The sequence below is a fragment of the Rhodanobacter panaciterrae genome, from assembly GCF_014651895.1.
GTDB lineage: Bacteria > Pseudomonadota > Gammaproteobacteria > Xanthomonadales > Rhodanobacteraceae > Rhodanobacter > Rhodanobacter panaciterrae.
This window is the reverse complement of record NZ_BMXT01000001.1, coordinates 553,800-575,755: the sequence shown is the minus strand read 5'-3', so window position 1 is coordinate 575,755 and position 21,956 is coordinate 553,800. Positions and strand designations below refer to the sequence as shown.

General features: G+C 64.0%; 22 protein-coding genes and 1 riboswitch. Of the genes, 10 read left to right on the top strand and 12 right to left on the bottom strand.

Features of this window, described 5'->3' with window-relative positions:
* Positions 1-75 precede the first annotated feature (75 nt).
* The 6 genes from IE071_RS02515 to IE071_RS02490 form a co-directional block, all read right to left on the bottom strand.
* Positions 76-1,992, bottom strand: a complete 1,917-nt coding sequence (locus tag IE071_RS02515) for a GldG family protein (protein WP_189439597.1) — start codon at positions 1,990-1,992, stop codon at positions 76-78.
* 4 nt (positions 1,993-1,996) lie between these two features.
* Positions 1,997-2,731, bottom strand: coding sequence for an ABC transporter permease subunit (locus tag IE071_RS02510; protein WP_189439596.1), 735 nt, complete (start codon positions 2,729-2,731; stop codon positions 1,997-1,999).
* The gene (locus tag IE071_RS02505; protein WP_189439595.1) at positions 2,728-3,681 is read right to left on the bottom strand and encodes an ABC transporter ATP-binding protein; all 954 of its coding nucleotides are present in this window, start codon (positions 3,679-3,681) and stop codon (positions 2,728-2,730) included. The genes IE071_RS02510 and IE071_RS02505 overlap by 4 nt, the downstream gene beginning before the upstream one ends.
* Before the next feature lie 190 nt (positions 3,682-3,871).
* Complete coding sequence (locus IE071_RS02500; RefSeq protein WP_189439594.1) at positions 3,872-5,245, bottom strand: SRPBCC family protein; 1,374 nt, start codon at positions 5,243-5,245, stop codon at positions 3,872-3,874.
* Positions 5,246-5,478: 233 nt separating this feature from the next.
* On the bottom strand, positions 5,479-6,120 hold the full coding sequence (locus tag IE071_RS02495; protein ID WP_189439593.1) for a response regulator: 642 nt from the start codon (positions 6,118-6,120) through the stop codon (positions 5,479-5,481).
* A 106-nt stretch (positions 6,121-6,226) separates the two neighbouring features.
* Positions 6,227-7,450, bottom strand: coding sequence for a sensor histidine kinase (locus tag IE071_RS02490; protein WP_189440857.1), 1,224 nt, complete (start codon positions 7,448-7,450; stop codon positions 6,227-6,229).
* 197 nt (positions 7,451-7,647) lie between these two features.
* Between IE071_RS02490 and IE071_RS02485 the strand changes: the two genes are divergently transcribed.
* The 5 genes from IE071_RS02485 to IE071_RS02465 all read left to right on the top strand — a co-directional run bounded on the left by IE071_RS02485 (position 7,648) and on the right by IE071_RS02465 (position 10,762).
* Positions 7,648-8,268 (top strand): GNAT family N-acetyltransferase, encoded by a 621-nt coding sequence (locus tag IE071_RS02485; protein ID WP_189439592.1) that lies wholly within the window; start codon positions 7,648-7,650, stop codon positions 8,266-8,268.
* A complete protein-coding gene (minC, locus tag IE071_RS02480; RefSeq protein WP_189439591.1) occupies positions 8,265-9,038 on the top strand; it encodes a septum site-determining protein MinC in 774 nt (257 codons plus the stop codon). Before IE071_RS02485 ends, minC begins: the two co-directional genes overlap by 4 nt.
* A 37-nt stretch (positions 9,039-9,075) precedes the next feature.
* Entirely contained in the window at positions 9,076-9,891 is an 816-nt protein-coding gene (minD, locus tag IE071_RS02475; RefSeq protein ID WP_072761835.1) for a septum site-determining protein MinD, read from the top strand.
* 5 nt (positions 9,892-9,896) lie between these two features.
* Positions 9,897-10,169 (top strand): cell division topological specificity factor MinE, encoded by a 273-nt coding sequence (minE, locus tag IE071_RS02470; RefSeq protein WP_077518830.1) that lies wholly within the window; start codon positions 9,897-9,899, stop codon positions 10,167-10,169.
* A 149-nt stretch (positions 10,170-10,318) separates the two neighbouring features.
* Positions 10,319-10,762, top strand: a complete 444-nt coding sequence (locus IE071_RS02465) for a hypothetical protein (protein ID WP_425503439.1) — start codon at positions 10,319-10,321, stop codon at positions 10,760-10,762.
* Positions 10,763-10,778: 16 nt separating this feature from the next.
* Here IE071_RS02465 and IE071_RS02460 read toward each other — a convergent pair whose 3' ends face one another.
* The gene (locus IE071_RS02460; protein ID WP_189440856.1) at positions 10,779-10,853 is read right to left on the bottom strand and encodes a ChaB family protein; all 75 of its coding nucleotides are present in this window, start codon (positions 10,851-10,853) and stop codon (positions 10,779-10,781) included.
* Positions 10,854-11,003: 150 nt separating this feature from the next.
* Here IE071_RS02460 and IE071_RS02455 point away from each other — a divergent pair, with 150 nt between their 5' ends.
* The gene (locus tag IE071_RS02455) at positions 11,004-12,155 is read left to right on the top strand and encodes a DUF2235 domain-containing protein (protein ID WP_189439589.1); all 1,152 of its coding nucleotides are present in this window, start codon (positions 11,004-11,006) and stop codon (positions 12,153-12,155) included.
* Positions 12,156-12,162: 7 nt separating this feature from the next.
* Here IE071_RS02455 and IE071_RS02450 read toward each other — a convergent pair whose 3' ends face one another.
* The 5 genes from IE071_RS02450 to IE071_RS02430 all read right to left on the bottom strand — a co-directional run bounded on the left by IE071_RS02450 (position 12,163) and on the right by IE071_RS02430 (position 18,670).
* Positions 12,163-13,434 (bottom strand): multidrug effflux MFS transporter, encoded by a 1,272-nt coding sequence (locus IE071_RS02450; protein WP_189439588.1) that lies wholly within the window; start codon positions 13,432-13,434, stop codon positions 12,163-12,165.
* Between the two features lie 112 nt (positions 13,435-13,546).
* Positions 13,547-14,734 (bottom strand): 2-methylaconitate cis-trans isomerase PrpF, encoded by a 1,188-nt coding sequence (gene prpF / locus IE071_RS02445; RefSeq protein ID WP_189439587.1) that lies wholly within the window; start codon positions 14,732-14,734, stop codon positions 13,547-13,549.
* Between the two features lie 92 nt (positions 14,735-14,826).
* Positions 14,827-15,216: an endonuclease domain-containing protein gene (locus IE071_RS02440; protein WP_189439586.1), complete on the bottom strand. Its 390-nt coding sequence runs from the start codon at positions 15,214-15,216 to the stop codon at positions 14,827-14,829.
* A gap of 145 nt (positions 15,217-15,361) precedes the next feature.
* Positions 15,362-17,971, bottom strand: coding sequence for a Fe/S-dependent 2-methylisocitrate dehydratase AcnD (gene acnD, locus IE071_RS02435; protein WP_189439585.1), 2,610 nt, complete (start codon positions 17,969-17,971; stop codon positions 15,362-15,364).
* A gap of 141 nt (positions 17,972-18,112) precedes the next feature.
* Positions 18,113-18,670 (bottom strand): DUF3228 family protein, encoded by a 558-nt coding sequence (locus IE071_RS02430; protein ID WP_189439584.1) that lies wholly within the window; start codon positions 18,668-18,670, stop codon positions 18,113-18,115.
* 103 nt (positions 18,671-18,773) lie between these two features.
* Positions 18,774-18,877, top strand: a riboswitch (Fluoride riboswitch).
* A gap of 69 nt (positions 18,878-18,946) precedes the next feature.
* Here IE071_RS02430 and crcB point away from each other — a divergent pair.
* The 4 genes from crcB (at position 18,947) to IE071_RS02410 (ending at position 21,954) form a co-directional block, all read left to right on the top strand.
* On the top strand, positions 18,947-19,333 hold the full coding sequence (gene crcB / locus IE071_RS02425; RefSeq protein ID WP_189439583.1) for a fluoride efflux transporter CrcB: 387 nt from the start codon (positions 18,947-18,949) through the stop codon (positions 19,331-19,333).
* A 13-nt stretch (positions 19,334-19,346) separates the two neighbouring features.
* On the top strand, positions 19,347-19,685 hold the full coding sequence (locus IE071_RS02420; protein WP_189439582.1) for a DUF190 domain-containing protein: 339 nt from the start codon (positions 19,347-19,349) through the stop codon (positions 19,683-19,685).
* A gap of 33 nt (positions 19,686-19,718) precedes the next feature.
* Entirely contained in the window at positions 19,719-20,837 is a 1,119-nt protein-coding gene (gene cfa, locus IE071_RS02415; RefSeq protein WP_189439581.1) for a cyclopropane fatty acyl phospholipid synthase, read from the top strand.
* An 88-nt stretch (positions 20,838-20,925) separates the two neighbouring features.
* Positions 20,926-21,954 (top strand): proline iminopeptidase-family hydrolase, encoded by a 1,029-nt coding sequence (locus tag IE071_RS02410; protein WP_229792705.1) that lies wholly within the window; start codon positions 20,926-20,928, stop codon positions 21,952-21,954.
* Positions 21,955-21,956 lie beyond the last annotated feature (2 nt).

Sequence of the window (21,956 nt, the reverse complement as noted above, 5' to 3'; positions counted from 1 at the left end):
GACCGCCCAGCATAATGCCGCGCATCGGCGGAATTTGCCGCCACTGTGCCGCGGGGTTGCGGCAGATTGCCGCTTTCACCGCCGCTGGCGGCTGTACCGGGTGCGCCGCCAGCCATACAGCAGGCCGATCAGCACCACCAGCGCCGGCACCAGCACGATGTTGATGAATTTCACGCGCAGGCCCAGCGCATCGATCTCGGCATTGAGCTGGTGCTGCACGTCGCGCAGTTCCTTGTTGATCGCGAGCTGGCGCTGACGGAACTGCTCGATCTCGCGGCGCTGCTCGGCCGTGGCGGTGCTGCCATGGCTGCCTTTGGCTGGCTGCAGTTCGTCCAGTCGACGACGCGTATCGGCCAGCTCCTGCTCCAGCTCCTGCTCCTTCTGCAGGAATTTCTGATCGGCCACGTTGCGCAATGCCTGCACCCGCGTGAACGGCCGCTGCGAAGTGGAGCGCCCGCGGATCGACAGCAGGGCCGAAGAACCACTGAGGTTGTCGACCAGGTTGATGACAAGATCACCGTTGTTGGCGAAGACCCGCATCATGGTTTCGCCGAGAATGGTCTGCGGCTCGACCCACAAGCGGTCGCTGAGCAGATCGGTATCGGCGACCAGGATCACTTCAGCATTCGGTGCGGAATGCGCCAGATGACCGGGCTGGGCAACACGCTCGGGAAACGCGCTGTCGAAGGCGCCGCGCAGACGCGCCGCCAGCACGTAATGGGTACCGTCCGCCTTGTAGCCCTGCAGCAGTGAGGCGGGATCGTTGCTCGCATCGAGTACCCGTTGTGTCGAGACCACCTCGGCCTCGGCACTGCTCTGCAGCAGCGGAATCAGCCGCGCATGCGCATCCGGTGCGAGGTCGAAGTAGCCGGCGGTGGACACATTGATCCGCTGCAGGCTGGCGGTGACGACATCGTCACGATTGAGCTCCTGCGCACCGAGGTCGAGCATCGCCGGATGATTGAGGCTGCTGCCGGCCAGTTCGATCTGCAACGCGCGGGCGCGATCCAGCACCACCTTGGACGGGTCATAGATCACCCCCCAGGTCTTGAACAGACGCGGCAGATCCGAACCGTGATCGGGAAACGTGATGCTGTCGGCGGTGTACGGCGTGCTGTCGAGTTCCGCGTCCGGATCGACGAAGACCACCAGATGGCCGCCACCCAGCACGTACTGGTCGATCGCGTACTGCGCATCAGGCGGCAGCCGCTTGGGCTGGATCAGCAGCAGTACCTTCATGTGCTCGTCGACGTGCTTCAGCGTCGCCGGATCCAGCGCCTTCACGTCGAACAGCTGACCAAGCTGCTGCATCACCGTCCACGGCTGCTCGCTGAGCACCGGATTGCCATCGACCGGCAGCGCGCTGATCACGCCGATCGGCGGCTTGCTGGCCTGGTTCAACTCGTACAGCAGCTTGGCGATGTCGTACTCGAGAAACGCCTCGCGCGCGGGATCGAAGAATGCGATCGCCAGCGTCTTCTCCGGCGCGCGGTCGTCCGCGCCCTCGCTGTCGACGTTGCCCGACATCGCGCTGCCGGCAAGCCCGAAAAACACCCGCTCGCCGTTGCTGCCGCCATTGGCGGCGGTCAGACCACCGCCCTCGGCACTGGCCTCGTCGTCCGAGTACGGCACCGGATCGATGATCTGCAGACGGATCCGACCGTGCGAACGCGCCACCATCTCCTGCAGCATCTCGCGCACGCGCTGCTCGTAGCTACGCAGCTGCGGCAGGTCGCGGGTCGCGTGATCGGAGAAATACAGGGTCAGTCGCAACGGCCGCTGCAGCGTGTCGACGATATGCAGCGTGCCCGGCGTCAGCGTGTACAACTGGTCGGTGGTCAGATCGATCCGCGACGCATGCAGCCAGCGGCTGCTGGCCACGATCAGCGGTACAAACACCAGCACCAGCAGCACCAGCCCGGCGTACAACACGGTACGGCGAGTGAGTCGCAGCGGCGTGGAAAAGATGCGTTGCAGGCGCGAACGGGGCATGACGTCAGCGCGTCCGTTTCAGGTCAAGCAGCAGTACGCCAGCCAGCAGCCAGCCGATCGCGCTGAGCAGGAAGTACAGCAGGTCGCGGACGTCCAATACACCACGCGAGATCGCCTCGAAATGCCGCAGCATGGACAGATGCGCCACGCCATTGATCAGTCGACGCGGCAAGGTGCCGGAGAAGAAATCCAGCACCTGCGGCTGCCCGACCAGGATCAGCAGCACGCACACCAACGCGGTGAGGATGAACGCCACCACCTGGCTGCGGGTCAGCGCCGACAGGCAGGCACCGATCGCGATGAAGCTGCCGGCCATCAGCCAGCTGCCCAGATAACCGGCCAGGATCACGCCGTTGTCCGGTGAACCGAGATAATTGACGGTGATCCAGATCGGGAACGTCAGCACCAGCGCCAGCCCGATAAACAGCCACGCCGCCAGGAACTTGCCGAGCATCGCCTGCCATAGCGCCAGCGGCAGGGTCAGCAGCAACTCCAGCGTGCCACCCTTGGTCTCCTCCGCCCACATGCGCATGGTGAGTGCCGGCACCAGGATCAGGTACAGCCACGGATGCATAGTGAAGAACGGCTGCAGGTCGGCCTGCCCGCGCTCGTAGAAATCACCAGCGTAGAACGTGAGGATGCCGGCCAGCACCAGGAAGATCACCAGAAACACGTATGCCACCGGGGTCACGAAATAACTGCGCAGTTCGCGCCGTAGCACGGCGTTGACCGGGTTCATGCGTGCCCTCCTGTGACGCTGCCCGCGCTACCGTTGCCGGTGGTGATCTGACGGAATACTTCGTCCAGTCGGCCACGCTCGAGCTGAATCTCCGAAACCTCCAGTCCCTGCTCGCGCAACAGCGTTTCAACTGGCTCGAGAATCCGCTCGCCCGGCTTCGGAAACACCGTGATGCGGCCATCCAGCGGATCGACCTCGATCGCCGCCACCTGCGGCAGCCGGCCCAGCATCTCCTGCGACATGCCGCTGCCCGGCGCGCTGAACGACACGGCGCCGTGATAGCGCGAACGTGCTTCCAGTTCCGCCGGCGTGGCATCGGCCAGCAGCTTGCCGCGGGCGATGATCACCACCCGGTTGCACAGCGCATGCACTTCTTCCAGCAGATGGGTGGAAATCAGGATCGTGCGTTCGCGCGCCATCACGTCGATCAGCTGGCGCACCGCGTGCTTCTGGTTCGGGTCAAGACCATCGGTGGGTTCGTCCAGCATCAGCACCGGCGGATCGTGCAGGATCGCCTGGGCCAGCCCGACGCGACGGCGCAGGCCTTTCGACAGCGTGTCGATGCACAGTCCCAGCACTTCCTCCAGCTGCAACTGCTGCACCACCGCCTCGAAACGCCGATAGCCGGCATCCGGCTTGAACCCGCGCATGCGGATGATGAATTGCAGGAACTCGCGCACCGTCATCTCGCCGTAGCTCGGTGCGCCTTCGGGCAGATAGCCGAGGGCGCGCTTTGCCTTCAACGGCTCGCGGCTGACATCGTGGCCGCAGACCCGCGCGCTGCCCGAGGTGGGCACCAGAAATCCCGCGATCATGCGCATCGCGGTGGATTTGCCGGCACCGTTGGGACCCAGCAGGCCAAGCACCTGACCGGGTTCGACACGAATGCTCAACGCATCCACGGCGGTCAGGTTGCCATAGCATCGGGTGAGCTGGTCGGTTTCGATCATGTCCGGTGATGGGCTGTGGCAGGCATCGAGCGCTGGCAGGAGGCGCCGCGGATCGTCCTGCAATGTACCGCAAGACACCGGCAAAGTTCGGCTCGGTCAATCCACTCGCTGCGGCGACCTGCTGTCGTCGAAAAAGAAAAGGCCCTTCCTCGACGGAAGGGCCTCTTGTCGTGCTGTACCCGCCGTCGGCTTATTCGCCGGCGCTGGCGGCCGCGGCCGGTGCTGCAGCCGTGCTGGTCGGAGCCGGCGCCGAACCCGATGCCGCCGGTGCCTGAGTGCCATCATCAAGCGACGGCGGCTGCAAGCCAGCTTCCTGCTCCGGGGTCTTTTCCGGTGCGTTGCTGATCGGCAGGTACACGTCGTACTTCGCGTAGGCGGTGATGCTGCCGCTGGCGTCTTTCACTTCCGGCTTCGCCACTATGTCATACGCGCGATTGACCACGTCGTCGAACTTGTAGCCGTGGGTCTGTGCGTAGGCCTTGAGCATGTCGCGGGTCTGCGGCACACCGGCAAAGGTGCCGTTCCACACGCCCTTGAGCGCCGCACCACCAAATGCCAGGGTAGCACGCACGTTGCCGTCCACCACCAGGCGACCGAAGCGATCGCGGCTGCCCACAGCAAGATTGTCCGTGCTGGCGGCAGCGGCGGCGCTGCTCGCTTCAGCCGGTGCCGAGGTGTCCAGCGACGGAGGAGTTGCCGCGGTCAGCTGCTCACTCTGGCCATTGACGGTCAGCGTGCTGGAATCGATCGGCAGGGCCACATCGAAGGTGTAGGTCTGGTCGCCATAGTTGGTGGTGATCAGGATGCGTGGACCGGTCACGTTCACGCCCAGCTTTTTGGCGGCAGCCTGAATCTGGGTGATGGCCTTGGCGACAGCATCGTCAAGGCCTTCCAGACCATCCTTGCGCGCGATCGAGGTGGACACCAGCAGCACCGGAGTGGGCTGGGTCTGCTCGACGTACGGAATCAGCTGGCTGTAGTCGATGTTCGGCACGCCGGCCAACACGTTCTGCAGGTTGTTCAGGCTGAACTGGATGAACGAGTCGGGATCGCCATGGATGTACAGGTTGGCGAACCGGTTGACCAGATTCCAGCCGTAGGACACGTCATACGACCAGGTGACCTGGGTCAGCTGCCCACGGCTGCCCTGACGCTCCAGGTCCAGCGTGAAGTGCTTGTCCAGGCCGCGCCAGCTGTTGTCCAGATTCCAGACGATGCTGGCGGTCTTGACGTTGCTGTCGATCTTGTCGAATTCCGGCGTGGCGCTGGCGATGGTCAGGCCGCCATTGCCGAGCTTCGGATCCGTGCTGGTCCAGCTGACCTCGGCACCCGGGCCGTAGGCCTTGCCGGAGAAATTGAACTGCACATCCTTGTCGAGCGAACGCAGCACCGAGTAGTCGGGCAGCCGGCGAAAGTTGTCGAGCACGTCATACACCTGACGCATGTCCTTGCCGATGACCAGCGCGCGTTCCACATGACCGCTGCCGGGCATGACCACAGCCGCCAGGACACCGATTGCCGCAACGATGACCAGGGCAACAAGAAATTCAAAGACACGCATCATTCCAGAGTTCTCCGAAGCGTCTTTACGCCAAACCTAAGATGTCGCCCCAGCCGCCGCGCAGGCGTCACGCGGGCCGTGACAGGGGATCGGCAAACGCCGAAGCTACGGATGTTACTTGCTCGCGGGCTGGAACGCTATCCGCTGGTGCCAGCGCAGCTGGATGGCCAAAAAAGAACGGTGGCGGGACGCCCGGCTGCCGCGGCAGGCAAGCCGGCGGCGGCCCCAACAGGCTCTCAAACGATGCCCATCTCCAGCGCCTTCAGCACCGCTCGGGTGCGATCGCGCACGCCCAGTTTGGACAGGATGTTGGAAACGTGATTTTTCACGGTGCCCTCGGCCACTTTCAGCGAGTTGGCGATTTCCTTGTTGCTGTAGCCGCCGGAAAGCAGGCGCAGTATCTCCGTCTCGCGTTCAGTCAGCGGATCGGGTTGTTCCAGGCTGGTGAAATGGTTCTGCATCCGCGCCACGCCAGCCATCAGGCGCTGGGTGACCATCGGCGCCACCAGCGAGCCGCCGCCGGCGACCGTGCGAACCGCTTCCACCAGCTGCTCCAACGAGACATCCTTCAGCAGATAACCCCGCGCACCGGCCTTGAGACCCTGCAGCACCAGCTGATCGTCGTCGAAGGTGGTGAGAATGATCGTCGGCGGCAATTCGTTGCGTGCGGACAGCGCCTGCAGCACTTCCAGCCCGCTCATGTTCGGCATGCGCAGGTCAAGCAACACCACGTCGGGCTTGATCCGCGGAATGTCCTGCACGGCCTGTGCACCATCGGCGCATTCGGCCACTACCCGGATATCTTCGGCCAGATCGAGTAGCGAACGAACCCCCTGGCGCACCAGATTCTGGTCGTCGACGAGACAAACGGAGATCATCGCGAATCCTCGGGCAAACATGACTCAGGAAGTGGTGCTGGAAACCGGCAAACCACACCGCTCCCAGACGACAGCGCATTCTCGCACGCCGGGTGAACCGCCAACATTACGACACATTCAGCGCCGGCGGTTCAAACCGCGACGGCGCGTGGGCCAGTGCCGAGTGTTCGCCCAGCGGCAGCCGCACGGTCAGCGCGAAGCCCTGGCTTGGGCCAGTGTCCAGCGTCACGCTGCCGCCGAATTCGGCCAAGCGCTCACGCATGCCGGACAGGCCATTGCCCGGCTCGACCTGCTCGGCGCCGCGACCATCGTCGCGCGCATGCAGGCCCAGCAGGCTTTCCCCAGCATAGGCAAAATTGAGCCACAGGTTGCGCGCGCCAGCATGCTTGGCGGTATTGGTGATGATTTCCTGTGCACAGCGCAGCAGCACTTGCGCACGGCGCGGATCCTCCACGCTGAAACGCGGCGGCATGACCACATGCACGTTCAGCCCGGGCACGCCCTCGGTCAGACTGCGCAGTGCCTGGGTCAGGTCGATCGCGTCGTCCTGACGCAACTCGCTGACTACCTCGCGCACGTCCGCCAGCAGCAGCTTGGCGGTACTCTGCGCCTTGCGCACGTGCGCACCGGCAGCCTCGTTGGTGAGGTGGCTGGCCACCTCCAGATTCAGGCTCAGCGCGGTAAGGTGATGGCCGATCAGATCGTGCAGGTCGCGCGCGATACGCATGCGCTCGGCAATACGGCTGGACTCGGCCAGCAGCGCACGGGTGGCGCGCAGCTCGGAATTCAGCCGTCGCTGCGCTTCACGCTGCTCGGCCTGCTGGCTGGCTACCGTCGAGGTGATGAAAACGAGTACCGAAATACCGAGGTACAGGCTGGCCTGCAGGAAACTGACCATCACACTGTGGTCGTATTCCGGGAAAGTGACAAAAATCGCAACCAGACTCAGATGTTGCAGTACCAGCCAGAGAACACCCAGCCAGAACGGCAACAACCACGGCAGCACCAGCGAGGCGACCACCATCAGCATGGCCGACAGCCCGCTGTGGCTGTACCAGCCCACCGCCACCGCAGCTGCCGTCATGACGGCCAGTCCCAGCAACTTCAGCGCCGGATAGCGGCGCGAACCGAGGTTGTTGGTCAGCATCCAGTACATCAGGCCGAAGATCAGGTAGCACAGCGTCCACAGCAGCAGCGAGAAGTTCGGACGATGCAGCTGATCGAGCCGCTCGGTGATCCAGTAGGGGATCAGCGGCGTGCCGGCTGACAAATAAGTGAAGAAGCCCGCGTAGCGGAACAGACGGATGTGACTGAGGAATGGCCAGCGCATGCCACGCATCATTAGGTGTGCCGGCGTTTCGCGCAATGCGCGAGAAGTCATGGACGACGGCTTCCGCCACCTGCCATTTTACGAAGCCTTTACATGTGTCGCTGCAGATGTAAGGGGCACGCCTGCATGTCATAATGAACCATTGCGCGAGGCCGCTGGTCGACCTTGTCCCCGAATCCATCATTGCGGAGCAACGAATGGCCCTTGCCATCCGCGACGTGCGCGAGCACGACCTGGATGCCGTACTGGCGCTCAACAACGCTGCCGGTCGCTCCATCCTCGCCCTCGACGCCAGCCAGTTGCGCTACTTCTACGAGCACGCCGAGTATTTCCGTGTTGCCGAAATCGACGGCCACCTGGCCGGCTTCCTGATTGCGTTGCGCGAAGGCGGCAATTACGAAAGCCCGAACTACCGCTGGTTCGCCGAGCATTACCCGCAATTCGTCTACATCGACCGCATCGTGATCGCGAACACCTATCGCCGTCATGGTCTCGGCCGCATCTTCTATTGCGACGTGCACAGCTACGCCGAAGTGCGCGTACCACTACTCACCTGCGAAGTATTTCTGGAGCCGCGCGACGACGTTGTGCTGCTGTTCCACGGCACCTACGGCTACCAGGAAGTCGGCCAGCAGCGCATGGGCGAGCACGGCCCGAAGGTCAGCCTGCTGGCCCGCGACCTACCCAGCTACGCCTATGTCCGCGATACCTGGCTCGAACACGGCGGCCTGCCTGATCTGCCCTGGTTGGCCGAGCGCGAACGCCCTTTTCTACATGACTCCACCCCGCGCCGCCTCGCCGGAGAGCGGCGCCCATGAATGCAAAGATGGATACAACCGATGCTTGTGACCTGCGCTTCGGCCAGGTCGGTATTGCCTGCGTGCGCGTGCGCCGGGTCGACGCTGCTGCCTTGTGCGACGAACTGGAACGCCGCGTACGTGCCGCGCCGCAGATGTTTGCCCGCGCCGCGGTGGTGCTGGACCTGAGCCACCTGCTCGACCTGCCCGATGACGGCGCCGTCGACGCACTGCTCGAAGCCGTGCGCAGCGCCGGCATGTTGCCGGTGGGCCTGGCCTATGGCACCAGCGAGACCGAGGCGCTGGCCAAGCGCATGGGACTGCCGCTGATCGCGAAGTTCCGCGCCGCCTATGAGCCGGTCGGCGGCACTCCGGCCGCTGCCGAACCCACCAAGCAGGTCGAACCGGTCGCTCCTTCGGTGCAGCGCGAGCCGATCCTGTCCGCACCGGCGCCCGGCAGCATGCAAGGTGCCCAGCACCATGCCGGCTCAGTGCGTTCGGGCCAGCAGGTCTACGCGCGCGACCGCGACTTGATCGTCACCGGTGCGATCGCCAACGGCGCCGAAGTGATCGCCGATGGCAACATCCATATCTATGGCGGCCTGCGCGGTCGCGCCATGGCCGGTGCGCAGGGCGACGAGAAGGCGCGCATCTTCGTGTCCGACTTCCGCGCCGAACTGGTGGCGATTGCCGGGCAATATCGCGTATTCGAACAGATTCCTGACGACCTCGAGGGCCAGTCCGTGCAATGCTGGCTCGATGGCGAAAAATTGATGATCGCCAAGCTGTGATCACCTACAACAAAAACAATCATGCGGAGATGGGCCCTTGACTGCTGAGATTATCGTTGTCACTTCAGGCAAAGGCGGCGTCGGCAAGACGACGACCAGTGCCTCACTTGCCACCGGCCTGGCGATGGCCGGCAAGAAAGTCGCCGTGATCGATTTCGACGTCGGCCTGCGCAACCTCGACCTGATCATGGGCTGCGAGCGCCGCGTGGTGTACGACTTCGTCAACGTCGTGCACGGCGAAGCCACGCTGAAACAGTCGCTGATCAAGGACAAGCGTCACGACAACCTGTACGTGCTGGCCGCCAGCCAGACCCGCGACAAGGATGCACTGACCCAGGAAGGCGTCGAGAAAGTGCTCGACGGCCTGTCCGAGGACGGCTTCGACTACGTCGTGTGCGACTCGCCGGCCGGCATCGAGAAAGGTGCGCATCTGGCGATGTACTTCGCCGATCACGCCGTCGTGGTGGTCAACCCGGAAGTGTCCTCGGTGCGTGACTCGGACCGCATCCTCGGCCTGCTCGCCAGCAAGACCCGCCGGGCCGAGCGCGGCGAAGGTCCGGTCACGCAACACCTGCTGCTGACTCGCTACAACCCGGCCCGCGTGGCGATCGGCGAAATGCTCAGCGTCAAGGACGTCGAGGAAATCCTCGGCATCGAAGTGGTCGGCGTGATCCCGGAATCGGAGAACGTGCTGACCGCGTCCAACAACGGCATCCCGGTGATCGTCGATGCCAATTCACATGCCGGTCAGGCCTACAGCGACACCGTGGCCCGCATCCTCGGTGAAGAGCGCCCGTTGCGCTTCATCGACGTGCCCAAGAAGGGCTTTCTCCAGCGCGTGTTCGGAGGTTGATCACGATGGGTATTCTTGATTTCCTGAAGCGCAAGCCGGAAGCGACCGCCAACGTGGCCCGCGAGCGCCTGCGCATCATCGTGGCGCAGGAGCGCTCCACTCGCGGCGCGCCGGACTACCTGCCGATGATGCGCAATGAACTGCTCGAAGTGATCAAGAAATACATCCACGTCGATCTCGATGCGATCAACATCAATTTCGAGCGCGACAGCGGTCACGAGATCCTCGAACTCTCGGTGACCCTGCCGGACGGCAAGGCTGCCGCCAAGACCGCCTGAGTTCCGGCGGCCGTTGCCGCCAGCCAGTCCGCCGGGCGATCACGCATCGCCCGGCATCATCGCCGCCCCTCGATCTGCGCTGTCCGCGCACGCGCATGCATCCCGAACCCGTCGACCGCCCTGAATCCATCGATCCCGCCAGCAGCGTGATGCGCCTGCGGCAGATCGGTTTTGACGCGCCCACTGCCCTGCTCGCCCGCTTCGATCTGCAACTGCGGCGGGTGGAAGATGGTGAGCCGATCCCCGGCAGCTACTGGGGTGACGAGGAGGCTGGCATCATCGGCAACACCGTGCATGCCCGCGATGACACGCCGGTGCATTCACTGCTGCACGAGGCTTGTCACCTGATCGTGCTGCCGCTGGAAAGACGTCCAGACGTCCATACCGATGCCACCGATTCGATCGAGGAAGAGGACGCCACCTGTTACCTGCAGATCGTGCTGGCCGATCAGTTACCCGGCGTGGGACGCGCGCGATTGATGACCGACATGGATGCCTGGGGTTATTCGTTCCGGCTCGGCTCGACCCAGGCCTGGTTCGAGCAGGATGCGGGTGAGGCACGGCAGTTCCTCGAAGAACGCGGACTGGTCTGAGCTGGCGAAACCGCCGCTACCTGGCGTGCCAGTCGCCGTCATCGCCCTTGCTGTATTGCTTCTTCACCGCCGCCCAGGCGACTTTGTGCAGTCAAGCGGCCGTCAACATCGTGGCAAAAAGCGCGGGCGTGCCCACCGGCAATGCCAAGTCGAACCAACCCGGCCAGATTTGGCACTGGCCTCGCGACACCTCGCGTCCTAGAGTCGGCCCAGGGAAACCACGACCGCGTCGGAGGGCATCATGGCCACACGCAGGCTGGTGCTGCTGTTCGATGGCACCTGGAACAAACCCGAGTCGAACACCAATGTGGAACGGCTGCGCCAGCTGATTGCGCCGCGCGATCCGGCCGGCATCGAGCAGCTGGTCAACTATCTGCCCGGTGTCGGCGTGTCGCCGGGCCTGACCCATCTGCTCGGCGGCGCGTTCGGTTACGGCCTGTCGGACAACGTGATCGAAGGCTATCGCTGGCTGTGCGCCGTGTGGCAACCCGGCGACGATGTCTACCTGTTCGGCTTCAGTCGCGGCGCGTACACCGCCCGCAGTCTCGGCGGATTCATCCGCAAATGCGGCCTGCTCAAGCGCGGTGCCGCTGTCAGCGTGGCGAAGGCGGATATTTCCGGCGCGTACGATTTCTATCGTGATGTCGCGACCAAGCCGGATGATCCGGCCGCGGTGGCGTTCCGCGCCAGCCACTCGACCGAGATCGATATCCACTTCGTCGGCGTATGGGATACGGTCGGCTCGCTCGTCATACCGGACACTGCGTCGTGGTTCCCGTATGCCCGTGCGCGCTACCAGTTCCACGACACCGAGCTCAGCAAGATCGTCAAGTACGCCTATCAGGCGCTGGCGCTGGACGAGCACCGCGCCGACTTCGCACCAGCGGTGTGGACGCGCAACCCGTATACGGTGAAACCCGGCGAAACCCTGACCTCGAAAAAGCTCGAGCAAATAGAGATCGAACAACGCTGGTTCATCGGCTCGCACTCCGACGTCGGCGGCGGCAACGACCGCGACGGTGCCGGCCGCAAACCCGATCCGCTGCCGGACCTGCCATTGGCGTGGCTGCAGCGCAAGGCGATCCATGCCGGCCTGGCCTGCAATGAATTGATCGATCCAGCCATCGACGCCGACATGGGCATGTCGCGTAATTCGTATGCGGAATTCATGTATGGCATCTACAAGGAATTCAAGCCGCCGTTCGACCGCACGCTGGGTACCGGCGTCAACGAGAAGGTGGACGATTCGGTCTGGCAGCGCTGGCTCGCCGATGGCAGCTACCGTTCGCCTTCGCTGGTCCAGGCGCTGGCACGCGCGACCGTGCTGATGTCGGTGGATGCCGTCGTGCAGAACACACCGACCAACCCGGATCAACCGACGTCACCGGTGTAGCTCCCGCTCAGCGCGGCTCGACAATCTCCGCCTGCATCACCGCGCCCGCATCGGCGCCGCTTGCCGCTGCCTGATCCAGCGGGCGGCGGGTGCTCGCGTGATACCACCACCACGCCAGCGCACCAGTGACGGTCAACGCCGACGCACCGAGCGCGAGATACAGCATACTGACCGAAAGCAGCGGCGACAGTACGCCGGCGACGAAGCTGCACAGCAACAGACTGGCGAAGGCCTGCACCGAGGAAATGCCGCCGCGCTGGTTCGGAAAACGATCCAGCAGCAACAACGTCAGCGTGGGGAAGGCCAGCTGCACACCGACGCCGTGCAGGATCAGCGGCAGCATCGACCACGGCAGCCGCGGCTCAGGAAATACCAGCGCCAGCACAAGGTGCAGTGCACAGGTCAACAGCATCAGCGCATAGCCCAGGTTCACCGTGAACCCCGCGCTTCGCCGCGCAGCCATCCGACCGGACAACCATGCGCCGCCGATCAGGCCGATCACCACCGGCATGAACAGCCACGGGAATCCCACCGCCGACAGATGCAGCAGCTCGCGCACGATGCGCGGCGCCGAAGCGATGTACAGGAACAAGCCGGCAAAATTGACCGAGCTGGAAATCAGCAGCGGCCAGAACGGCCGATCCCGACTGAAAGACAGATAGCTGGCCAGCAGCGGCCGCGGCGCAAACTGGTTGCGCCGCTCGGGTGGGTGACTTTCTTCCAGCTGCCACGCCAGCGCCAGCGCCAACAACGAAGTGAACCCGGCCAGCACCCAGAAGATGCCGTGCCAGCCACCCAGCGGCAACAGCAGCGCGCCGACCATCGGCGCAATCACCGGCGCCACGCCGAAAATCATCATCACCCGCGACATCAGGCGCTGCGCATCGGCGCCTTCGAGGCTGTCGCGGATCACCGCACGCCCCACCACCAGACCCGCGCCGGCCGACAGGCCCTGCACCGCACGACAGCTCAGCAGCATCGCAAACGAGGTCGACTCCGCCGCGCCCACCGAAGCCAGCGCATACACCAGCATGCCGGCGATCATCACCGGCTTGCGTCCGACCGCGTCGGAGATCGCGCCGTGGAACAGGCTCATCGCCGCATAGGTGACCAGGTACACGCTGATCAGCTGCTGCAGCGCGACGTCGTCCACCACGAATCCCGCGCCGATCAACGGAAACGCCGGGAACACCGCGTCGATCGAAAACGGTCCGATCATCGACAGCCCAGCCAGCAGCCATGGCAGGCTGCGCCGCACCGGGCGAGGGGTGGAACTCATCAGGCAGTGACCAGGCAGAGCGGAGCGGATCAGTATAAGGCTCGAACGGACGATTCCCGACCCGACAAGTCAGCCCAGCGAGCGAAAACTGTTGCTCGGCAAACCAGCCCGCTCAGAACGCATCGCCCGGCACACGCACTGAGCCTTCCATCAACACCCGAGCGCTGCGGCTCATGATCGCCTTGGTCACTCGCCATTGGCCATCGACCAGGGCCGCTTGCGCACCCACACGCAAGGTACCGGAGGGATGGCCAAAACGTACGGATGTGCGCTCACCGCCGCCAGCGGCAAGATTTACCAGGGTGCCGGGAATGGCGGCGGCCGTGCCGATTGCCACCGCGGCCGTACCCATCATCGCGTGATGCAATTTGCCCATCGACATCGCACGCACCAGCAGATCGACATCCGTGGCGGCGACTTGCTTGCCGCTTGAGGCGACATAGGCCGAAGACGGCGCCACAAACGCCACTTTCGGCGTGTGCTGACGCTGCGCCGCTTCATCGATGTGCTTGATCAGCCCCATCCGTACCGCGCCGTACGCGCGTATCGTCTCGAACATCGCCAGCGCCTTCGCATCGCTGTTGATCGCACCCTGCAATTCGGTGCCGGTGTAACCGATGGCGGCAGCATTGACGAAGATGGTCGGAATGCCGGCGTTGATCATCGTGACGGTGAGCGTGCCGACGCCGGGCACGTCCAGCTCGTCCACCACGTTGCCGGTGGGGAACATCGCGCCGCCGCCCTCGCCTTCATCGGCCGGATCAAGAAATTCAAGCTGTACTTCGGCAGCCGGAAAGGTCACGCCATCCAGCTCGAAATCACCGGTTTCCTGTACCTCGCCATCCGTCATCGGCACATGCGCAACGATGGTCTTGCCGATATTCGCCTGCCAGATCCGCACCGTGCAGATGCCATCGCGCGGCACACGACTCGCATCGACCAAACCGCTGGCAATCGCAAACGAACCGACCGCTGCCGACAAGTTGCCGCAGTTGCCGCTCCAGTCCACAAACGGCTGGTCGATCGACACCTGGCCGAACAAATAGTCGACGTCATGATCGGGCCGCTCGCTGGCAGACAGGATCACCGTCTTGCTGGTGCTGGACGTCGCGCCGCCCATGCCGTCCGTCTGCTTGCCGTAGGGATCGGGGCTGCCGATCACCCGCAGCAACAACGCATCGCGCGCTGCACCCGGCACCTGCGCTGCCGCGGGCAAATCCTGCAGGCGGAAGAACACGCCCTTGCTGGTGCCGCCGCGCATGTAGGTGGCGGGAATGCGGATCTGGGGTGCATGGTTCATCGGGAATCCTGTTCGTGGCTCATGTCAGTGTGACCCCTCTCCCCAACCCCTCTCCCACAAGGGGAGAGGGGCTTTTAGAAGCCGGCGGGCCTTCAGGTGCGCGGCTTGTCTCCCCTCTCCCCTTGTGGGAGAGGGGCCGGGGGAGAGGGGTTCGTGTCTACTACAGCATTCAAAATCGCCTCAAGCACCGCTTCCGTATTCTGCAATATCTCGTGGTTCCAGAAACGCAGCACCGAGAAGCCCTGCTTTTCCAACCAAGCGTCACGCACCGAATCGCCATCGCTATCGTTGTGCTGCCCGCCATCCGCTTCGACGATCAGGCGTGCGCCGAAATGCACGAAGTCCACGATGTAGGGACCGATCGGCTGCTGACGGCGGAATTTCTGATCGAGCAGGCGATGTGCGCGGAGGTGGCGCCATAGCAGGTGCTCGGCGTCGGTCATGTTTTGGCGCAGGTGTTTGGCGAATGGCTTCTGATCCATCAGAACTACCCCTCTCCCCAACCCCTCTCCCGCAAGGGGAGAGGGGCTTTCAAAAAATCTCAACTAACCTCGTACCTACGAGCGTGCCACCTCCCTCTCCCCTTGTGGGAGAGGGATCGAGGGAGAGGGGTGCTCTTGCAACCCATCAAGCCTGCGCCGACGCCAAAAAATCCTGCGCAAACCGCTGCAACACACCGCCAGCCTCATAGATCAGCAACTCTTCCGCCGTATCCAGTCGGCAGGTCACGGGGACATCCACCCGCTCACCATTGCGCCGATGGATCACCAGGTTCATCTCCGCCCCCGGCGTGCATTCACCCGTCACGTCGAACGTCTCGCTGCCATCAATGGTCAGCGTCTTGCGATCGACGCCCGGCTTGAACTCCAGCGGCAGCACGCCCATGCCGACCAGGTTGGTGCGATGGATGCGCTCGAAGCCTTCGGCCACGATCACTTCCACGCCGGCCAGGCGCACGCCCTTGGCGGCCCAGTCGCGTGAGCTGCCCTGGCCGTAGTCGGCGCCGGCGATGATGATCAACGGCTGCTTGCGCGCCATGTAGGTTTCGATGGCTTCCCACATGCGGGTGACCTGGCCTTCCGGCTCGATCCGCGCCAGCGAACCCTGCCGCACCGTACCATCGTCGTTGCGCACCATTTCATTGAACAGCTTGGGGTTCGCGAAAGTGGCACGCTGGGCGGTCAGATGGTCGCCGCGGTGGGTGGCGTAGGAATTGAAGTCCTCTTCCGGCAAACCCATTTTCGCGAGGTATTCGCCGGCGGCGCTGCGGGCGAGGATGGCGTTGGATGGCGACAGATGATCGGTGGTGATGTTGTCGCCCAGCACGGCCAGTGCGCGCATGCCGGTCATCGTGCGGACGCCGGCCAGCGCACCTTCCCAATACGGCGGACGGCGGATATAGGTGCTCTGCGCACGCCACTCGTACAGCGGATCGACCTTGAGGCCACTGATGCCGCTGCGGGCAAACATCGGGTCGTAGACTTGGCGAAACTGCTCAGGCTTGACGCTGGCGGCGACGATGGCGTCGATCTCCGCATCCGTGGGCCACAGATCTTTCAGGGTCACCGCGTTGCCTTCCTTGTCGATGCCCAGTACGTCCTTCTCGATATCGAAACGGATGGTGCCGGCGATGGCGTAGGCGACGACCAGTGGCGGCGAGGCGAGGAAGGCCTGCTTGGCATACGGGTGGATGCGGCCGTCGAAGTTGCGGTTGCCCGAGAGCACGGCAGTGGCGTACAGATCGCGCTCGATCACTTCCTGCTGAATCTTCGGATCCAGCGCGCCGCTCATGCCGTTGCAAGTGGTGCAGGCGAAGCCGACGATGCCGAAGCCCAGTTGCTCCAGCTCCGGCAGCAGCTTCGCTTCTTCCAGATACATCTGCACCGCCTTGGAACCCGGCGCCAGCGAGGTCTTCACCCACGGCTTGCGGGTCAGGCCGCGCGTGTTGGCGTTGCGCGCCAGCAAGGCGGCAGCGATCACGTTGCGCGGGTTGCTGGTATTGGTGCAGCTGGTGATCGCGGCGATGATCACCGCGCCATCAGGCATCAGACCTTCGGCTTCCTGCGCGCGGACCTGGTCCAGATTGACGGCGATGCCACGCTCGGCCAGCGCACTGGTCGGCAGCCGCTTGTGCGGGTTGCTCGGCCCGGCCATGGTGCGCACCACGGCAGACAGGTCGAAGTGCAGCACGCGCTCGTATTCGGCGGTGGTCAGCGCATCGGCCCACAAGCCGGTTTCGCGGGCATAGGTTTCCACCAGCTTGACCTGCTCGTCCGCGCGGCCGGTCAGCTTCAGGTAATCGATGGTCTGCTGGTCGATGTAGAACATCGCCGCGGTCGCACCGAACTCCGGCGTCATATTGGAGATGGTCGCGCGGTCGCCCAGGGTCAGTGCAGTCGCGCCTTCACCGTAGAACTCTAGATAGGCGCCGACGACTTTCTCGTTGCGCAGGAACTCGGTCAACGCCAGCACGATATCGGTCGCCGTGATGCCCGGCTGCGGCTTGCCGCTCAGCTCCACACCGACGATGTCGGGCAAGCGCATCCACGAAGCGCGACCGAGCATCACGCTCTCGGCTTCCAGCCCGCCGACGCCGATGGCGATCACGCCCAGCGCATCGACGTGCGGCGTATGGCTGTCGGTACCGACCAGCGTATCCGGGTACGCCACGCCATCGACCGCGTGCACTACCGGCGACATCCGCTCCAGATTGATCTGATGCATGATGCCGTTGCCCGGCGGAATCACGTCGACGTTCTTGAACGCCCGCTTGGTCCAGTTGATGAAGTGGAAACGGTCTTCGTTGCGGCGATCCTCGATCGCGCGGTTCTTCGCGAACGCATCGCGGTCGAAGCCCGGTGCCTCCACCGCCAGCGAGTGATCGACGATCAACTGCGTCGGCACCACCGGATTGACCAGCGCCGGATCGCCGCCCTGTTCGGCAATCGCATCACGCAAACCGGCCAGATCCACCAGCGCCGTCTGGCCGAGGATGTCGTGGCAGACCACGCGCGCCGGGAACCACGGGAAATCCAGATCGCGCTTGCGCTCGATCAATTGCAGCAACGACACGCCCAGCGTCGCCGGATCGCAGCGCCGCACCAGGTTCTCCGCAAACACGCGCGAGCAATACGGCAGCGTCGCGTACGCACCCGGGCGAAGCGCATCCACCGCCGCACGCGTGTCGAAATAATCCAGTAAAGTACCCGGCAAGGGCTTGCGATTGGCTGTATTCATGGCTGGCTTCTGGGGTTCGTTGACAGGCGATCGAGCACGGCACTTCCCGCCCGATCGGGTCCGCCATTGTAGCGGGCGGGCTCCGTCCGGGCAGAAAACAGCGGCACTCCGCGGCCTTACGCGACGAAAGCACGTGGCGCCCTACGGCCGCCAGTTCGCGTTCTGCTCCCAGAACGCCACACTGCGTCGATACGCCTCGGGGTCCAGCGGCACGCCCGAGCCGCCCTCTTCCACCCCGAGTGCATTGCGCATCATCGTGATCGGCGCCATCGGGATCTCCTCCGGCAGCTCGGTGTACAGACAACCGACGACACCCCAGTCCGCCTCGATCGAGGTGTCTTCCCTGGCCAACTGCTCACGGTCATAGAGGATGACCAGGAGGTAGTTGGCCACCGGCACGTCCAGCCCTTCGAACCAGCGCACCAGCACCGGCAGTTCGGCCGGTGAGCGCGCTTCGTACGCCGAGCGCAACAAGTGGCGGTTGGCCTCGGTGATGGGCGCAGTCAGGCAACGCGTCGACGTCCAGTTGCGATGCACATGCAGCTTGCAGAACGGGGCGTAGCCGTCGAGCACCTTCAACGGGGCGTCGTCGTTGAGGCGGCGTTCGAACTCCTCCGCCGTGCAGTCCCGAATGGTGTTGCGGCGAGCGTTGCGGGGGAACAGACGGGTGCGGGCGAACGGGGTGAGCACAATGGACATGGAACAGATCGCCAAGGGAAATCGGGATCAGGGTAACGCGTCTGCGCTCATCAACCCACGCACAGAGAAATCCTTGACGCCCTGCCCGTCTGATCCACTACGATGAGCGACGGGAGATGGCATGCCTCCCGTTTCGCGAACGCCTGCGGCATTCCTGGAACAAACCACCTCTCGTCCGTCGTTGAGGTTGATGATGCCTGCACCACCGGCTTCCGGCGGCGCAGGCGTGCCTGCCACCGCGGCAACCGGACACTTTCATTGTCAGGAGACGCGCTCGTGGGCTTTACCGGATTTTTTGCGATTGGCATCGGCGGCGCCCTCGGCTGCTGGCTGCGCTGGGGCTTGGGCGTTCTGCTCAACCCGTTGTTCCCCACCCTGCCGCTGGGCACGCTGGCGGCGAACCTCGCCGGCGGCCTGATGATGGGTTGCGTGATGGGTCTGTTCGACCACTTCCAGACCCTGTCGCCGGAACTGCGGCTGTTCGTGTTCACCGGTTTTCTGGGTGGCCTCACCACGTTCTCCACCTTCTCGGCCGAATCCGCCACCTTGCTGCTGCGCCAGCAATACCTGTGGTTCAGCGGTCATGTGGCGGTGCATGTAATCGGCTCGCTGGCGATGACCGTGCTCGGCATCTTCCTCACTCGCAGCCTGCTGCGCCATTGATCCGGGGAACCGCATGAACCAGGAAAACCTGCAACAGGGCGTGCATCTGTACTTCTACTGCCACCTGCGCGCAAAGCACGACGGCATGCTGCTGTCCGAGTGGCTGCTGCAACAAGCCAAGCAGCATGGTCTTGGTGGCGGCTCGGTATTCCGCGCGATCGCCGGCTTCGGCCGGCATGGCGTGCTGCACGAGGAACAGTTCTTCGAGCTGGCCGACGACCTGCCGATCAAGATCGAATTCCTGCTGCGCGAAGATCAGGCCGAGTTGTTGCTGCAGCTTGTACACGCGGCTGGCGTTGACGCGACGTATGCCTGGTCGCCGGCAACCTATGCGGTGATCGGCAAGCACTGAATCCATCCGCACGAACCGCTGCGAGACCAGGCCATGAGCCAGGACGATCTGAAAAACCGCGCCAGCGAACTGCTCGAACAGGCCGGCATCCGTATCGACGGCGACGCCCCGCTCGACCTGCGCGTGCATGACGAACGCCTGTACACCCGCGTGTTCGCGCGCGGCTCGCTGGGTCTGGGCGAGGCATACATGGACGGCTGGTGGGACGCCGACGATCTGCCCGGCCTGTGCACGCGATTGCTTACAGCCGGGCTGGATCAGGAACTGAAAACGCTCGACACCTTGCTTGCGCATCTGAAGGCACGCTTCATCAACCTGCAGCGCGGCGAGCGCGCGTTCGAGATCGGCAAGGCGCACTACGACCTCGGCAACGATCTGTTCCAGGCCATGCTGGGCCGGCGCATGGTGTATTCCTGCGGCTACTGGGCCAAGGCCGACAACCTCGACGACGCGCAGGCGGCCAAGCTCGACCTGGTCTGCCGCAAGCTGCAGTTGCAGACTGGCCAGCGTGTGCTCGACATCGGTTGCGGCTGGGGCGAGGCGCTGAAGTACGCGGCCGAGCACTATGGCATCGAGGGCGTCGGCATCACCGTGTCGCAGGAGCAGGCCGACTATGCGCGCGAACTGTGCGCGGGGCTGCCAGTCGAGATCCGCCTGCAGGATTACCACGACATCAATGAGCACTTCGATGCGGTGTATTCGCTGGGCATGTTCGAACATGTCGGCGGCAAGAACTACCGCGCGTATTTTGAATGCGTGCGCCGCTGCCTGAAGGACGACGGCCTGTCGCTGCTGCATTGCATCGGCAGCAACAGTGCGCCGGCGCAGACCGATCCGTGGATCGAGAAATACATCTTCCCGAACTCGATGATCCCCGCCGCCAGCCAGGTGGCCGCCGCGCTGGAGGATCTGTTCGTGGTCGAGGACTGGCACAATTTCGGCGCCGATTACGACCGCACCCTGACGGCCTGGCGCGACAACGTCGAAGCGGCGTGGCCGACGCTGCCGGCAAGCTACGACGAACGCTTCCGGCGCATGTGGCGCTATTACCTCGCCGTGTCCGCTGCAGTGTTCCGCAGTCGCCGCGACCAGCTGTGGCAGCTCACGCTGAGCCCGCACGGCGTCGCCGGCGGTTACCGCGTGCCGCGCTGACGTCGCTGCTCGCCGGGGAGTTGCCGCCAGCACGGTCGCGACGCATAGTGCGGTTTGTCATCGCACGGGGAATCCGATGAAGCACTGCATGGCTGTCCTGCTGTCCGGGCTGCTGCTCGTCGTTGCGACAAGCGCTGCAGCTACCACGCCACCCGCCCACAGCAAACCCGACTCCAGCTACTTCGACAACACCGGTCGCGACGACGTGCTTGCCGGCGGCGTGAAGATGATCGAGATCAACACCCCCAAGGGCAAGTTCCACGTCTGGACCAAGCGCGTCGGCAACAACCCGAAGCTGAAGGTGTTGCTGCTGCACGGCGGCCCCGGCGCGACCCACGAATATTTCGAGGCGTTCGACAGCTACTTTCCCGGCGCCGGCATCGAGTACTACTACTACGACCAGCTCGGCTCGGCCTACAGCGACCAACCGAAAGATCAGTCTTTGTGGACCATCGACCGCTACGTCGACGAAGTGGAACAGGTGCGCCAGGCGCTGCACCTGGACAAGAGCAACTTCTGCCTGCTCGGCCATTCGTGGGGCGGCGTGCTCGCGATCGAATACGCACTGAAATACCAGCAGAACCTGAAGTGCCTGGTGATCTCCAACATGGTGGATTCGATCCCGGCCTACAACGTCTACGCGAAGAACGTGCTGATGCCGGCGATGGATCAGAAACAGCTGACCGAAGTGAAGAAGCTGGAAGCCGAACACCACACCGACGATCCGCGCTACATGCAGATCCTGATGCCGATGCACTACGAGCAGCACATCCTGCGCATGCCGGCGGACCAATGGCCCGATCCGGTCAAGCGCGCCTTCGCCCACATCAACGAACAGATCTACTCGTTGATGCAGGGCCCCAGCGAACTCGGCGCCAGCGGCCGACTGGAACACTGGGATCGCAGCGCCGACCTGCACCGCATCACCGTTCCCACCCTGGTCATCGGCGCCCAGCACGACACGATGGATCCGAAGTACATGCAGGCGATGGCGAAGAAGCTGCCGCAGGGACAATTCCTGCTGTGCCCGAAGGGTGGGCATATGGCGATGTATGACGACCAGCAGACGTACTTCGATGGGCTGATCGGGTTTTTGGGGGGTGTGGAGGCGCGGTAACT